This window comes from Mycobacterium sp. Root135 (genome assembly GCF_001426545.1).
In the GTDB taxonomy this organism is placed as follows: Bacteria; Actinomycetota; Actinomycetes; order Mycobacteriales; family Mycobacteriaceae; genus Mycobacterium.
The window spans coordinates 298827-312228 of sequence record NZ_LMEZ01000005.1 but is presented as its reverse complement, the minus strand read 5'-3'; the positions used below and the strand labels follow the sequence as shown (position 1 = coordinate 312228).

The 13402-nt window shown below is 65.4% G+C and carries 17 protein-coding genes; 3 read left to right on the top strand and 14 right to left on the bottom strand.

Annotation, left to right across the window (positions count from 1 at the left end; translation table 11 throughout):
* Positions 1 to 94: 94 nt before the first annotated feature.
* Positions 95 to 361: a hypothetical protein gene (locus ASD37_RS12655; RefSeq protein WP_056551315.1), complete on the top strand. Its 267-nt coding sequence runs from the start codon at positions 95 to 97 to the stop codon at positions 359 to 361.
* A 63-nt stretch (positions 362 to 424) separates the two neighbouring features.
* Complete coding sequence (locus tag ASD37_RS12650) at positions 425 to 2416, top strand: S9 family peptidase (RefSeq protein WP_056551314.1); 1992 nt, start codon at positions 425 to 427, stop codon at positions 2414 to 2416.
* A 4-nt stretch (positions 2417 to 2420) separates the two neighbouring features.
* Here the strand turns inward: ASD37_RS12650 and ASD37_RS12645 are convergent, their stop codons facing one another.
* The 14 genes from ASD37_RS12645 to ASD37_RS12580 all read right to left on the bottom strand — a co-directional run bounded on the left by ASD37_RS12645 (position 2421) and on the right by ASD37_RS12580 (position 11992).
* On the bottom strand, positions 2421 to 2867 hold the full coding sequence (locus ASD37_RS12645) for a ubiquinol-cytochrome c reductase iron-sulfur subunit (protein WP_056551313.1): 447 nt from the start codon (positions 2865 to 2867) through the stop codon (positions 2421 to 2423).
* A gap of 7 nt (positions 2868 to 2874) precedes the next feature.
* The gene (locus tag ASD37_RS12640) at positions 2875 to 3396 is read right to left on the bottom strand and encodes a DUF6529 family protein (protein WP_156720914.1); all 522 of its coding nucleotides are present in this window, start codon (positions 3394 to 3396) and stop codon (positions 2875 to 2877) included.
* Between the two features lie 76 nt (positions 3397 to 3472).
* Entirely contained in the window at positions 3473 to 3964 is a 492-nt protein-coding gene (locus ASD37_RS12635; protein ID WP_056551311.1) for a hypothetical protein, read from the bottom strand.
* Between the two features lie 68 nt (positions 3965 to 4032).
* Positions 4033 to 5382, bottom strand: a complete 1350-nt coding sequence (locus tag ASD37_RS12630) for an alpha/beta fold hydrolase (protein ID WP_056551310.1) — start codon at positions 5380 to 5382, stop codon at positions 4033 to 4035.
* A 43-nt stretch (positions 5383 to 5425) separates the two neighbouring features.
* Positions 5426 to 6316, bottom strand: coding sequence for an SDR family oxidoreductase (locus tag ASD37_RS12625; protein WP_056551309.1), 891 nt, complete (start codon positions 6314 to 6316; stop codon positions 5426 to 5428).
* An 82-nt stretch (positions 6317 to 6398) separates the two neighbouring features.
* The gene (locus ASD37_RS12620) at positions 6399 to 6821 is read right to left on the bottom strand and encodes a tautomerase family protein (protein ID WP_056551308.1); all 423 of its coding nucleotides are present in this window, start codon (positions 6819 to 6821) and stop codon (positions 6399 to 6401) included.
* A gap of 114 nt (positions 6822 to 6935) precedes the next feature.
* Positions 6936 to 7883, bottom strand: coding sequence for an AraC family transcriptional regulator (locus tag ASD37_RS12615; protein ID WP_056551307.1), 948 nt, complete (start codon positions 7881 to 7883; stop codon positions 6936 to 6938).
* 93 nt (positions 7884 to 7976) lie between these two features.
* On the bottom strand, positions 7977 to 8294 hold the full coding sequence (locus ASD37_RS12610) for a muconolactone Delta-isomerase family protein (protein WP_156720865.1): 318 nt from the start codon (positions 8292 to 8294) through the stop codon (positions 7977 to 7979).
* Between the two features lie 209 nt (positions 8295 to 8503).
* The gene (locus ASD37_RS12605; protein ID WP_235568146.1) at positions 8504 to 8950 is read right to left on the bottom strand and encodes a nuclear transport factor 2 family protein; all 447 of its coding nucleotides are present in this window, start codon (positions 8948 to 8950) and stop codon (positions 8504 to 8506) included.
* 141 nt (positions 8951 to 9091) lie between these two features.
* Positions 9092 to 9685 carry a hypothetical protein gene (locus tag ASD37_RS12600; protein WP_156720864.1) on the bottom strand — a complete coding sequence of 198 codons (594 nt, stop codon included), beginning with the start codon at positions 9683 to 9685 and terminating at the stop codon, positions 9092 to 9094.
* Positions 9678 to 10415, bottom strand: coding sequence for an alpha/beta fold hydrolase (locus tag ASD37_RS12595; RefSeq protein ID WP_056551304.1), 738 nt, complete (start codon positions 10413 to 10415; stop codon positions 9678 to 9680). Before ASD37_RS12595 ends, ASD37_RS12600 begins: the two co-directional genes overlap by 8 nt.
* A gap of 91 nt (positions 10416 to 10506) precedes the next feature.
* Positions 10507 to 11061 carry a TIGR03086 family metal-binding protein gene (locus ASD37_RS12590; RefSeq protein ID WP_056551303.1) on the bottom strand — a complete coding sequence of 185 codons (555 nt, stop codon included), beginning with the start codon at positions 11059 to 11061 and terminating at the stop codon, positions 10507 to 10509.
* The gene (locus ASD37_RS12585; RefSeq protein WP_056551302.1) at positions 11058 to 11603 is read right to left on the bottom strand and encodes a TetR/AcrR family transcriptional regulator; all 546 of its coding nucleotides are present in this window, start codon (positions 11601 to 11603) and stop codon (positions 11058 to 11060) included. The genes ASD37_RS12590 and ASD37_RS12585 overlap by 4 nt, the downstream gene beginning before the upstream one ends.
* 38 nt (positions 11604 to 11641) lie before the next feature.
* Positions 11642 to 11992: a nitroreductase/quinone reductase family protein gene (locus tag ASD37_RS12580; protein ID WP_235568144.1), complete on the bottom strand. Its 351-nt coding sequence runs from the start codon at positions 11990 to 11992 to the stop codon at positions 11642 to 11644.
* Between the two features lie 165 nt (positions 11993 to 12157).
* Here ASD37_RS12580 and ASD37_RS12575 point away from each other — a divergent pair, with 165 nt between their 5' ends.
* A complete protein-coding gene (locus tag ASD37_RS12575; RefSeq protein ID WP_056551301.1) occupies positions 12158 to 13303 on the top strand; it encodes an alkene reductase in 1146 nt (381 codons plus the stop codon).
* The last annotated feature ends 99 nt before the right edge of the window (positions 13304 to 13402 follow it).

Here is a 13402-nt window from a genome sequence, read left to right as displayed (position 1 = left end):
TGCTACCTGTGATCGATTGGTGCCAAGCCGACCGACGGTCAGCACGTTGCGGCGGCCACTCGAGTCGCTTTGCTCCCGGTACGCTGCAGACGCCATGCGTTGGACCACCCTCCTCATCGATCACCCGTGGCTTGCGCTGCTCGTAGCGACCGCCCTCGCGCTCGTGTGGAGATCGTGCCGTTCGCGCACCGCCCTCGTCGCCGCGGTCCTGTGGGTTGCCTATACCGCGTGGGAGATCACGGTGTCCGAGGATCGGCTCGACGCCAACATCCGCATCGACCTGCTCGTCATCTACCCGCTGCTCGCGGTGCTTACCGTCCTCGCCGTGTGGTCCGGCTGGCGGGCAAGTCGTCGCGAGTGAATTCCGCTGCCTGCGATGGCCAGATCGGCGCCGCTGTGCGCGTGAGTCCTAGGCTGGATCGTCATGGCGACCTTTGGCTCGTGGACCACCCCCATCACCTCCGAGCTCGTCGTGCGTGCCGCGGCGGGACTGGGCGCGGTCAGCCTGCACGGTGACACCGTGACCTGGGCCGAGCAACGGCCCGAGGAGGGCGGCCGCACCCAGCTGGTCCAACGCGCGGGTGAGGGACCAGCCGTCGACGTGTTGCCCACCGGGGTCAACGCCCGAACGGCCGCCCACGAGTACGGCGGCGGTGCGTGGTGGGTCACGGACAACACCGTGTGGTTCGCCGACTGGGCGGACCAACGCCTCTACACGGTGACCGGGCCGGCAGCACCCGAACCGCTCACCCCCGAGCCTGAGGTGCCCCGCGGTGATCGCTGGGCCGACGGATGCGTCACGACGGACGGTCGGTGGGCGCTGGTCGTGCGCGAACACCATCCCGCCGGCGGCGGCCCGGCCCAGGTGGTGAACGAGATCGTCGTGCTCGACGCCACGGGGCAGCTCGCCCCCAGGGTGCTGGTGTCCGGGCCGGACTTCGTCTCCGATCCGCGCATCTCGCCCAACGGCGCGCGACTGTGCTGGCTGCAGTGGTCGCACCCCGACATGCCGTGGGACGGCACCGAGCTGTGCGTCGCGGATCTGCAGTCCACCGACACCGGTCCGCTGGTGACCGGCGCCGCGGTGGTGGCGGGCCGCCCCGACGCGGGGCCAGGCGGTACGGGCGCCGGCGAGTCGGTGAGCGAACCCCGGTGGGCCGACGACGGTTCGCTGTGGTTCATCTCCGACCGGTCGAACTGGTGGAACCTCTACCGGTGGGTGCCCGGGGTCGACGGTGCCGAGAGCGTCGTGACGGCAGACGCCGAAATCGGCGGGCCGCAATGGGTTTTCGGTCAGTCCAGTTACGCCTTCCTGTCGCACGGGCGCACCGTCTTCGCCTCGGCACGCGACGGCCTCGGATTCCTGGCGATCCGCCTCGCCGATGGGAGCGTGGTCGACCTCGACGTGCCCTACACGTCGTTTGCCTCGATCCAGGCTGAAGGCGACCGCGTGGTGTTCGTCGGCGCATCCGCTGTCACCGAACCGGCCGTGGTGTCGGTGACCGTCGACGCCGAAGGCTCGGTCACCGCGAGCGAGATCCTCCGTGCACCACGCGATCTCGATCTCTCAACGGAGTGGTTCTCTCGGCCCGAACCGATCTCGTTCCCGACGAGCGGCGGACGCACCGCCCACGCTCTCTTCTATCCACCCACCAACCCCGACGTAACCTCCGAGCCTGGCGAGCTCCCGCCGCTCCTCGTGTTCATCCATGGCGGACCCACCAGCGCTGCTCGGGGAATGTTGCAACTGGGCGCGCAGTACTGGACCAGCCGGGGCTTCGCCGTGGTGGACGTCAACTACGGCGGCTCCGCCGGCTATGGCCGGGCGTATCGGAACCAGCTCCGCGGCCAGTGGGGAGTCGTCGACGTCGACGACTGTGAGGCGGCGGCCCGGTGGCTCGGCGAGCAGGGGCGCGTCGACCCGACCAAGCTCTGCATCCGGGGCGGCTCCGCAGGCGGTTATACGACGCTGGCAGCCCTTGCCTTCCGGGACACCTTCGCCGCCGGGGCGAGCCACTACGGTGTGGCCGACCTCGAGGCGCTCGCCACCGAGACTCACAAGTTCGAGAGCCGCTATCTCGACGGGCTGATCGGCCCGTACCCCGCCCGTCGCGATCTCTATGTAGAACGGTCGCCGATCCACCACGTCGACGGCTTCGACCGACCGCTGATCGTGCTGCAGGGTCTCGAAGACGAGGTGGTGCCACCGAACCAAGCCGAGATGATCGTCGACGCGCTGCGCACCAAGGGAGTGCCGGTGGCGTACGTGGCGTTCGAGGGTGAGCAGCACGGATTCCGGCAAGCGGCCAACATCCGCCGTGCGCTGGACTCCGAGTTGTCCTTCTACGCGCAGATATTCGGTTTCGAGCTTCCCGACGCCGAGCACATCGCACCCGTGCCCGTACAGAATCTGTGACGAGTCAGGCCCGGACGATCGAAGTACCCTCGACGGCAATTGCTTTCGGTTCCAATGGCCTGGACGCCGGTCCTTTCGCCACGGTGCCGTCGAGGTTGAACTTGCTGCCGTGGCAGGGGCAGTCGATGGTGCCGTCGGCGATCTTGGACACGGCGCACCCCGCATGAGTGCAGACCGTCGAGAATGCCTTGAAGACTCCCGCCGAGGGTTGGGTGAGCACGACGTCGTCGAGAATCAACCCGGATCCGACGGGTACGTCGGCGGTCGTGGCGAGGGCGGCGGCACTCGGCGGCCCTGGCGCCGTCGCACCCTCTGACGGCGGCCCGCTCGCGGGTGCCGGTGCCTTCCCGTAGGTCGTGCAGGCGCTGAGGGCGGCCGCAGCCAGGACGACCCCGCCGCTGACGATGGCTGTCTTGCGTGAGACGACGAATTCTTGTTCGTTCACGTGCATTTCTCCTTTAGAACGTCAAGCCACTGGTGAGGAAGAACCACAACGCCGAGGTCAACCAGACGTATACGAGGACGAAGAACAGCAGTCCGCCCGCGATGGGAATTAGCCAGCCCGGCAATCCCTTCCGAGTCAACAGGAGCATCTTGGTCACGAACACGCCGTAGAACAGGCAGCCGAACAGCGAATGGAACAACACCCGGGTGTTGGAGTGCTGAAAGCCCAGTGCGTAGAGGCAATGGACGGTGACCGGGATGCTGAGCAGTACCGCCATCCGCCCCGACCACACATGGGCGGTGGTCATCCAGGACGGCACCCGACCGCTCGGGATCAACCGATACATGGCGAACGCCGACCCCAACTGGAACAGCGCCAGTGTGACCACGAGTGTCGCGAGCCACGCCTTGGCGGCGGTTCCGCTGGAGAATCCGGCGACGTTCACCGCAAAGAACCGCGGTTCGTGCAGCGCTCCAAATGCCCCGAGTGCGACTGCAACCAGTGCGCCGACGAGAACGGTGACCAGCACGGCCATCCCGCCGGCTGAATTCGTCGGAGCGGGTACGGAGACAGGCGCGGCAACGGTGGAATCGGTGTGGGAAGCGGTGGCGTCAAACATTGCTGCCCTTGACCTCGACCGCCGTGTAGTTCCATTGCTTGTCCCCGATGGACAGGTTGCCCTCGACGGTGTCGTTCGCCTGGTGGCGGCCGTCCAGTCGGCTGGTGCCGTCGCTGCTGCTCATCGAGACCACGCCGTCAACGGCGGTTCCTGAGAACCATTCCTCGATGCCTTGGTTGTCGCAGGCGTAGGCGGTGGCCTTGGTGGCGTTGACCTTGATGTCCAGGGTCAGAGTGCCGGCGCGAGTGGGGATGTTCGCGTGAAAGGCGACCTTGGCGGGGAATGGGACGGGCGCTGGCGCGGCCGGTGCGACGGGCGGGGGTGGCGGGGTCGGCTCGATCGTCGACGAGCCACCCGAGGCCGCCGGCGGTTGTGGTGCGGCCGAGGGGCCGTCCTGGGCAAGGTTGACGGAGAACACTCCGATGCCCAGCACGGCGGTCGCGACCAGGGTGAGGATCGGGCCCTTGTGTGCGATTCGTGTCATGGGAACAGCTTGCGAATTCCCTAGACCGGTTGCTTGGAGACTGTCTGGAGGTTACGGGGAGATCCGTCTCATCCGCGGGCGGTCAGGTCGTCCAGCAACGCGAACAAGCGGTCGGCAACTCGCTGTGGTTCGTGCCGGTAAGCCCCGTGCTCGAACTCGTTGGTGATCCAGGGGCTGCAGTTTCCGAGCATCGAGACCGTTTCGAGCGCCATGGTTCGCTCGACGTATGCGTCGTCCCAGTACACGGTGCCGACGACGGGGACGGTATTGGCCTCCAGCCGTGCGATGTCGTACAGCTGCGGCCAATTCTCCTGCTTGGCAAGCACATTCGCGACGTCCCGCAGCGGGGTGAGCTCGGGCAGCTCGTCGAGCATCCAGGGGAATACCGCCTCGCCCGTGAAATAGGGCGCGGGCTGCGCATCCAGCGCGAAGCGCACGTCAGCCTGGCGTGCGCGCTCGGCAGCCCAGCGAGTCGCGGGGCCGCTGGAGTAGATGGCCTCGTGAAGCACCGTGTAGATGGGGTTCGTGGCGGGCGACATCATCGACGCGACGCGCTCGTGGACGGCTCCGCTGAGCATGCCGAGCTGCTCGAGATCGTTGGCGGCGCGCTCGACGACGCCGTGCAACTCGGCGGCCCCATGCTGCAGGCCGAGCGTGTTGCCGAGGGTCAGGAAACGGCGGGCGCTGAGTCGCTGACCGTGGCCGTCGACGTCGTCGGCCGTCTCGAGATGGTCGACGATCCGTCGCACGCGCGGCGCATCCTCGGGGAACCGCGCGTAGTAGTCGGCGTTGCGGCTCGCCACCTGCTTGAAGAGCCGAGCACAGATCTCGTCGGTCTCGCGCAGCACGGGCGCGAAACCGCCGGTGATGATCACACCGCGTAGGTGTTCGGGTAGATACGAGAGGTAGGTCAGTGAACAGAAGCCGCCGAAGCTCTGGCCGAAGACGTACCAGTCCGTGTCCGGACCGTAGAGCGTGGCGCGCAAGCGATCCGCGTCGCGCACGATCGAATCCTGTCGAAAGTGGCGAAGGTAGTCGCCAAGGCGGGTCGGGTCCGCGATCGGAAGGGCGCGCGCGTCGAGCGGGGTGCTCAGGCCCGTGCCGCGTTGGTCGAGCAACACCACTCTGTATCGCGTCAGTAGTTGTTCGAGCCAGCTCCCGCGATGGTCGGGAAACGCGACTTCATGACCCGGACCGCCTTGAAACCACACGATGGGTGGCCGACTCGGATCGCCGACGTGCTCGGCGGCGACGACTTCCCTTGCGTGCACACTGATTTGGCGTCCCGAGGGATCGCTCCAGTCGAGTGGTACGTCGATCCGGTGATTGGTCACCACCATGCGATCGATTCCGACGTGCGAACCCGTCCGCAATCCCTGACTCAACTCGTGCTCCTCGCCCGTGGCGCGTCGGCCCACTCCACGATCCTATGGGTGAGGGCGGCATGGCGGCGTGCGGTGCTCAAGGTGCGGGGATCGGGTCTTGGTCGTCGCGCAGTTGTTCTGGTGTCATGTCGAAGGACTTCTGGATGCCGTCGTTGCGGGTGCCGAGACCGTCGGTGGTCTTCTTGCCCCACGGCGCCTCGATGAGCTTCTTGGTCTCCTCGAGCATCGACTTGGGCTCCAGGTTGCGGTAGCTGTCGATTTCACCGGCAGCCAGCGCCGTCAGCGTCGCGTAGACGGGTTCGGGGTTGAACTGCGCCCGCGGAAAGGCGAGTTTGGAGTAGTCGAACAACCGCTGCGCCGGGTCGTCCTCCCAGCTCTCCCACGTCTGGAAGATGCGGTCGTTGAAACCGGTCAAGAACGGGCCGGGGTTCATCGTCGCCACTTCCACGCAAAACTCCTGCAGCTCGTCCTTCATGCTCTCGGCAATGGCCTCGACGGCGTGCTTGGAGGCGGAGTAGATGCCGGTGAAGGGGTTGACGTTGAGCCCCTCGCGCGAGGACACCCAGATGATGCGTCCCGATCCACGCTTGGCCATCTGCTTGGCGATGGGTTGGGTCAGCAGCAGCGGTCCGGTGACGTTGACCTCGAACTGGTGGCGGATGTTGTCTCCCGGAATGTCGACCGTGGAACCGCCTTCACCGACGCCGGCGTTGTTGACGAGAATCTCGATCCCCCAGTCGAGGGCCTTGCGGCGGTCGCCGTCATCGGTGACGTCGAGCTTCTCGACCTGCAGGGTCACGCCACGCTCGGCGGCTTGTCGTTTCAGGGTTTGCACCTGGCCGTAGATCTCGACGGCGGCGACCACGTCGAAGCCCTTCTCGGCCAGTCGCATCGCCACCTCGTATCCGAAGCCGGTTCCGGCTCCGGTGATGAGCACCTTCTTCAATGTCGTTGCTGGGGTTGCCATGACGGCGTCCTTTCGGGGTGGGGACAGCGCCGTTCGACTGTCGGCGCCATCAAGGGGATGTGTTGACCCAAGCCTGAATTTGTCAGTGCGGGATGGAGTTTGGGTCGAGACGGTCGGTCGGCACGCCCCTGACGTAGGTCGCCACTCCGAGGCCCATGGACCAGTCCGCGGGCTGAACCGTCATGAGGTTGAAGAAGACGTCCTCGGGTCGCACCTGCAGCCTCTCCTCCAACTCGGCCACCGCGGCCTCGTAGAACGCGCCCTTCTGCTCCGGGGTTGCGACGTCGAGGAAGATGAGTTGGATGAAGATGCAGTTCTCGGATCGGTGGATGCCGAGATAGTCGGCATCGAAGAGGAAGTTCTCCGCCTTGTGTTCACTGATGGTTTGGAACCGATCCTCTGGCACGCCAAGGCATTCGATCATCTTGTCGTAGACGACATCGGCGATGGTACGGCGGTACTCCGCTGATTTTCCTTCGATGAGGTCGATACGAGCTAGCGGCATTGAAGACTCCTGACGAGGCTGACGATCCGGAACTTTCCGTACCCCTGCAGTCAACCCCGCGCGATGGCGGCGAGCTAGCTGGTTTCCGCTCGACCCATGCCCATTCCGACTCCGTCAGCGGGTGGCACGCAGATCGCGGCTCAGTCCGTCTGCGTCGGCGTACTCGCCTGGGGTGGTCCCGAAACGCGTACGAAACTCCTTCGTGAAGTGTGACTGGCTCGCGTATCCGACGGCGGCGGATATGTCTCCGACCCCCAGTCGGCGTTCGAGCAGCAGTTCGCGAGCCCGCTCCAGCCGGGTCTCCTTGACGAACTGATAAGGCGACTTGCCGGTCAGTTCGCGAAACCGGCGCGAGAACGCTGACGAACTGAGGTTCACCTGCTCGGCAAGGATCTCGACCGTCAGCGGCTCGGACAGGTGCGCGTGGATGTAATTCAACGCTGCCGCAACGGAATTACCGTCGTCCTGCTGGCCGGCGATCAAGAGCAGTTTGGAGAACCGGTCACGCTGCAAGATGCGGTACACCAGTTCCTGCAGGTACAGCGGAGCAAGTACCCGCCGGTCAGAGTCCGCCGTGAGGGACCTCATGAAGCGAAGGACGGCGCTCATGAGCTCGTCGTCGAGTTCCGACACGACGCTCTGGTCTCGACTTTCGGCCGGCGCCGTCGGGTGGTCTGCAACCCCGCGTCGACCGACCATCTCCGCCGAGACCTTACGGACCACCGCCGGGTCGATCTGCAGCACGAAGGCGAGGAACGGTTTGTCTGGCGTTGCGTCCAGGATCTGCGACTGAAAATGCAAGTTGCTTCTGAGCACCAGATATTGGTATTTGTCGTAGACGTAATGGTGTCCATCGGCGGTGACGGCCTTGCGGCCCTGGGCGACGATGCACACCGAGAGTGATTGAATCTCATCCCATTTCGGCACCGTTGGCACGACGTACCGGTATATCGTCATGCCGGGCCACAGACCCACGTTGGCGCCGTCGCCGAGCGAGCGACTCAACAATTCCTCGGCAAGGTCGTTCGACACGTCGTCGTCCTCGGCGGGGTCACTGAGCATCCCGCCTACCTCCAGTTCCGAGTGCGTTCGTGGCTTGAAACGACGATATCTCGCCGCGTGCCCCGTTTCTTCGCGACTCGAGGTGCTCGGCCGCTACCCGCCCTCGACCGCGACGCGGACTTCTTCGGCAAATTCGCTGTAAGGCCGGATCGCGTAAGTGCGGGTGTCCACCGAGCCGCCGAGCTTCTGGATGATCGGCAGGGACTCGAGCGCCCTGTCGAGCGAAGTGTGATCGGGTACGTCGAGCACGGCGAAGATGGTGCGCTGGCCGACGACTTTCCACAGGTTGGTCACGACCCCGGCATCGACTGCACCCTGCGCCGCGCGGGCTTCCTCGAGCCAGATCGCGAACAGTTCTTCACGGCTCATGTCGACGGGCTGGTGGATGTCGAACTGGACGAAATACTGCATGATGTCCTCCTTCGATCGATGAGACTTCCCGCACTCATTCTGGTGCTGCAGCAGGTCTGCCTCGATGCGATTCGGCACATTGGGAGACGGATCATGGGAGTCGAAATTCTGACCAGGTTGTGCGCGGTCGCTGACGGTCAGGGCGCGGGAGACGTCACAGTGTTGGCGGGGCGATGGCCACCGCCCCGCCGTGGACGTCCATTTCGTTGTCAGTGCGTCGGAAAGGTGCCGCCGAACATGGGCGACCCGCTGAGGGACTGAGCTTGGGTGGCCTCGTCCTGCAGTACATCCCAGTGTTCGACCAGCAGGCCGCCGTCCAGCCGCACGACGTCGGCCGCTATCCAGCTGGGTAGATCGCCGCGACCGGAGAATCTGCCGTGCAGGACGACGAAGTTCCCGTCGGCGACGACGAGCTGGTGCTCGTACCGGAGGGTGCTTGGGGCGGATTTGATGAGGTCGAACAGGCCGTCGCGACCGGGACCGATGTGCGCGCTGTGTTGGACGTACTCCGGTGACCAAAATGCTTCGGCTGCAACGTAGTCGCGTTGGTTGAAGAGAGTGTCGAAGGCCGAGATGACGAGCGCCTTGTTCGCCTGTGAGTCGGTTATGTGAGGTTCTCCCTTCCGAGTGGGCGGCAGATTGGATCGGTCTGCCAACCTTTCATGAGTCGTCACTGGAATCGAAGCTCGCTGATGTCGAGTGACACCAGGACGGGTTCTGGGATGCGCCGACGATCGGCGTCGTAACCGTAGATGCGCCGAACCGTGGGTACGGCGATGCCGTCGATGATCTTCCACTCACTGGGGTAGTTCGCGCCGGTGGCTCCGTCGAGGACGTCGACGGTGTACGTGTGTCGGAATAGCAGGCCGGTCTCGTGGAAGTGAAAGAACTGTTCGGCGGTGTGGCTGTCGATTTCGTCCCGGGAAGGCGACTTTCAGCGTTCGGTAACTGACGCCGGCCTCGACGAACGGTTGCACTTCCTCCACCTCGAACCCGTTGTATGTGAACAGGAACGGCGCCGTCAGGTAGGTCCACCACGCCTCGCTGGCGAAGTAGGCGGCGTCCATCGCTGTCCATGGCGCGTCGTAGGGTAGGCGCGCCATTGCATCCTTGGGGTCGTCGACCGCGGCGACCAAGTTCCCAGACGTCGACCGTAGTTCCAGCCGACCGTCGGTGAAGGCAGTGTGGGTGTCGACACCGCCGACCGGTTTGAGGGTGACCCGCTCGGAGCGTAGTTCCAGGTCGACGGTGATGTCGGCCAGTACACCGGGCACGCCCTTGAATCCCCAGATCGCCCCACCGATGGCGAAGCGACCCGTTGCCGAGGTCAGCTCATCCCAGCGCCGCAAACCGCCGTGGGCCTTGATGGCAAGCCCCAGCAGGTCAGACACGGTCGTCACCGCGTACGTGGTCGACGGCCGTGAGGATGAATGCGGCTGCGGCGACCGGTTGGGCGATGAATGCGGTGTGCGAACCGTCGATCGTCTCCGTGGTGGCGCCGATGTGCTCGGACATGGCGCGTTGCGCGTCGGGATTGATGGCGTTGTCGTGGGCTGACACCAGATACCACGACGGAACGGTCTTCCACGCTGCGCCGGTACACAACTCACCTAAAGTTGCTGCAGCGACTGGTCGTTGGGTGGCGGCGAGAACAGTGGCGACATCGACGGGGACGTCGGCGCAGAAGGTTTCCCGGAAGCCCTCGGCGTCGATGAACAAGTCTGGCCCTTCGGCGGCGCCGGCACCGGCCGGGTAGCTGGTCGGACGTGCGTTGCTGGCGAGCAGAGGTTCGGCGAACGGCGCCTGGACGCTACCCGCGCTTTGGCCCTCGTCGAGTGCGAACGCTGCCAAGTAGACGAGGGCCTTGACGTTGTCCAGCCCTACGGCGGCCTGGGTGATGACCGCTCCGCCGTAGGAATGGCCGACCAATACGACGGGACCGCGGACGGCGCCGACGAAGGCACGCACGGAGACCGCGTCGAAGGTGAGTCCGCGCAACGGGTTTGGTGGCGCGACGACGGTAATTCCCGCGGCGTGGAGTTCGAGGATGACGCCGGCGTACCCGGAGGCGTCGGCGAAGGCTCCGTGCACGAGCACGACGGTCGGGGTGGTGGTGCTCATTGAGCTTCTCTCGACAGGGGGGATGGCTGCGACGAACCGCAGACCTAATGCAAATGTATTTGCTTTAGGTCAAGCTAGGCGACGGATGCCGTCAGCGCAAGGGGATCCCCGCCGCGGGATCCCGGCCGGTGAAGGCAAGCAGTCGGTCGAGCGCACTCGCGTCGGCGCCGATCGTGACTGGTTCGTCGAACCCGGCGTTGCGCCGGCTCTGCGGGGTCACCGTGCTGAGGCCGATGCGCAGCACGTCGTCGGCCAGCCCGTCGGGCACGTCGAGGGTGTCACCGATCGCGGTGGCGAAATCCCAACCGTGCACCAGGAATTCGAGGCCGATGACACCCAGAAGATCCCGGGCGGACATCATGCGGCCGGCGAAGGGCACGTCGCCGTCGAGTCCCCGCCGTCGCCAGCCCGCGACGGCGTCACGTCCCGCGTCCAGCAGTCCCGTGATCGCGCCGCCGGTCGGTGCAGTGACGGCGACGCCCGCTGCGCCGCTGATGCGGGTGACGCTGTCGACGAGGTGTCCGGCGAGGTCGGCGACGTCGTAGTCGCGGCATGGCGTCGCATTTCCCAGTTGTCCGTCGTCGACGGAACTCAGCGCGCGTTCCAGAACTTCGAAGGCCATTTCCGCGTTGGCCAATTCGTTCACCCGAACAGCTTGTCGGTGAGCCGTTCGGCGTAGTCGTCGGTGAGGCTCGACGGGATGAAGATGATCCGGTACATCACTGGGGCGAGCACCCCGTCGACCACCTCCTGTGCGGTCACCGGAGCGTCGTCCCCCGCTCGCGCGACGAGGGCGCTGACCTCGTCGAGAAGGCCACGAAGGCAGTCGGATTGAGACTCGCCGGCGTTCGCCGATCCCGCTCGCAGAAGAGCGGCGTTGACCGGTTTGCGGTAGTGCAGCAAGACCTCCGTGGCCCAGGCCGCGACGTCCGATCGTAGGTCGCCGGTGTCGGGCAGGGGCCGCGACGGGTCGAGCTGGTAGGTCGCGATGTCGTTGATCATCGTGCCCGCGTCGGGCCAGCGGCGGTAGACGGTGGTGGCGTTGACTCCGGCGCGTTCGGCGACCATGGGGATGGTCACCTTGTCGCGGCCCTTCTCTGTCACAAGGTCCTCGACCGCCGAGCGGATCGCGTTCGTGACCGCTGCAGTACGTCCGCCGGGTCGCTTGACCGGTCGATGCGTACTCATGAAGCGACTGTAAACGAGGCGGCCTCGCCGGGGCGACGTCATGCCGGTTCGAGGACGTACAACGGCACGTCACGACCTGCTGCCTCGCGGTATCCGGCGAACGGCGCGAATGTCTCGTACGCCCGAAGCCACCACTGCTCCTGTTCCTCATCGAACACCCGACGTGCGCGTAGATCGTGGACGGTCGCACCGTCCTGGATGCGTACCGCAGGGTTGACGTCGATGTTGCCCGCCCACAAGGGATCTCGCGCGGCACCGCCGTTCGAGGCGATGACGGCGTAGCTGCCGTCGTGCTCGATGCGCATCAAGGGCGACTTGCGCACCGATCCGGACTTGGCGCCGAGGTGGGTCAGGATGACCACCGGTCGGCCCTCCAAGGTGTCGCCCATGGTTCCGTCGGTGGCTTCGTACAACGCGACTGCGCGCGCTCGCGGGCTAGGGGGCTCGGTTCATAGGGTGCATCAGTGATCATGTGGGTGATCCTCTCGTCGTGGTGATGGCATTAACGCAAAGATAATTGCATTAATTCCACTCGATGGGTTACCGTCGACCAGATGACCACCGCGGCGAATCCCGTCCAACCCCTCCTCACGCCCTACCGAATGGGTGATCTCGAGTTGGCCAATCGAGTGGTGATGGCGCCGTTGACGCGGTGTCGCGCGACCAACCCGGACTTCGTTCCGACCGAACTGCACGCCGAGTACTATGCGCAGCGCGCGTCGGCTGGCTTGATCGTCACGGAGGGCATCTGGGTCAGCCGGGATGCCGTCGGATGGCGTGACGTACCAGGGCTATTCACCGATGAACAGGTGCGCGGTTGGGCGGTGGCGACCGACGCGGTGCACCAGCGAGGCGGAACCATCTTCGCCCAGTTATGGCATGCCGGTTCCATTTCTCATCCCGACTTCTTCGACGGAGCACCGCCGCTTGCGCCCTCGGCGATCAACCCGGAGATGCGAGCCCCGACGCCGACGGGAGTCAAGCCCACCACCACGCCACGTGCCATGACCACGCGCGACATTGCCGGCACTGTCAACGATTTCGCCACTGCCGCAGCCAATGCCGTCCGGGCGGGCTTCGACGGCGTACAACTACAGGCCGGCTTCAGCTACCTGATCAGCCAATTCCTCAACCCGGCCACCAACGACCGCACGGACGCTTACGGCGGTAGCATCGCCAACCGCGCCCGCCTCCTGTTCGACATCCTCGACGCCGTCGGAACCCGCATGGACATCGGCCGGGTCGGCGTCAAGGCCGGACCCGCCTGGGCGGAGTCTGGGCGATTTCGCTCGACCGACGACACTCTCGCCACAGCCGAATACGTCGCCGACAGACTCAGCGCCTATCCGATCTCGCACTGGATGCTCATGGGCGCGATGGCAGATCTCAGTACCACCCCGCTACACGGACTCGGCGGTGACGGCATGTTCTCGCACTTTCGGTCTGAGTTCTCCGGCACCGTGATGGTCAACGTCGACATGACTCAGGCGCGGGGCAACCATCTAATCGGAAGTGGCGTCGCAGACTTGGTCGCCTTCGGTCAAGCGTTCATCTCCAACCCCGACCTTCCGCAGCGGTTCGCCGATGGCGCAGCACTCACCCCTCCGGACCACACCACCTACTACACACCGGGGCCACACGGATACACCGACTACGCAATGCGAGACGTCCACACCAGTCAATCGACCTCCATCTCGTAGGCGCCGTGGTGACCCCCACACCCGCGAAGTCACCGATCGGCGCCGTCGTGATCGGATGTGCACTTGCCGTGCTCTTCGGCACCCTCATCCACCGCCGCG

Excerpts from the sequence above, each read along its gene's own strand:
- ASD37_RS12580 (WP_235568144.1), bottom strand. The coding sequence starts at position 11,992 with ATGGGCGACACCTTGGAGGGCCGACCGGTGGTCATCCTGACCCACCTC.
- ASD37_RS12620 (WP_056551308.1), bottom strand. The coding sequence starts at position 6,821 with ATGCCGCTAGCTCGTATCGACCTCATCGAAGGAAAATCAGCGGAGTAC.
- ASD37_RS12625 (WP_056551309.1), bottom strand. The coding sequence starts at position 6,316 with ATGGCAACCCCAGCAACGACATTGAAGAAGGTGCTCATCACCGGAGCC.
- ASD37_RS12655 (WP_056551315.1), top strand. The coding sequence starts at position 95 with ATGCGTTGGACCACCCTCCTCATCGATCACCCGTGGCTTGCGCTGCTC.
- ASD37_RS12575 (WP_056551301.1), top strand. The coding sequence starts at position 12,158 with ATGACCACCGCGGCGAATCCCGTCCAACCCCTCCTCACGCCCTACCGA.
- ASD37_RS12585 (WP_056551302.1), bottom strand. The coding sequence starts at position 11,603 with ATGAGTACGCATCGACCGGTCAAGCGACCCGGCGGACGTACTGCAGCG.
- ASD37_RS12640 (WP_156720914.1), bottom strand. The coding sequence starts at position 3,396 with ATGGCCGTGCTGGTCACCGTTCTCGTCGGCGCACTGGTTGCAGTCGCA.
- ASD37_RS12650 (WP_056551314.1), top strand. The coding sequence starts at position 425 with ATGGCGACCTTTGGCTCGTGGACCACCCCCATCACCTCCGAGCTCGTC.
- ASD37_RS12610 (WP_156720865.1), bottom strand. The coding sequence starts at position 8,294 with ATGCAGTATTTCGTCCAGTTCGACATCCACCAGCCCGTCGACATGAGC.
- ASD37_RS12615 (WP_056551307.1), bottom strand. The coding sequence starts at position 7,883 with ATGCTCAGTGACCCCGCCGAGGACGACGACGTGTCGAACGACCTTGCC.
- ASD37_RS12595 (WP_056551304.1), bottom strand. The coding sequence starts at position 10,415 with ATGAGCACCACCACCCCGACCGTCGTGCTCGTGCACGGAGCCTTCGCC.
- ASD37_RS12645 (WP_056551313.1), bottom strand. The coding sequence starts at position 2,867 with ATGCACGTGAACGAACAAGAATTCGTCGTCTCACGCAAGACAGCCATC.
- ASD37_RS12635 (WP_056551311.1), bottom strand. The coding sequence starts at position 3,964 with ATGACACGAATCGCACACAAGGGCCCGATCCTCACCCTGGTCGCGACC.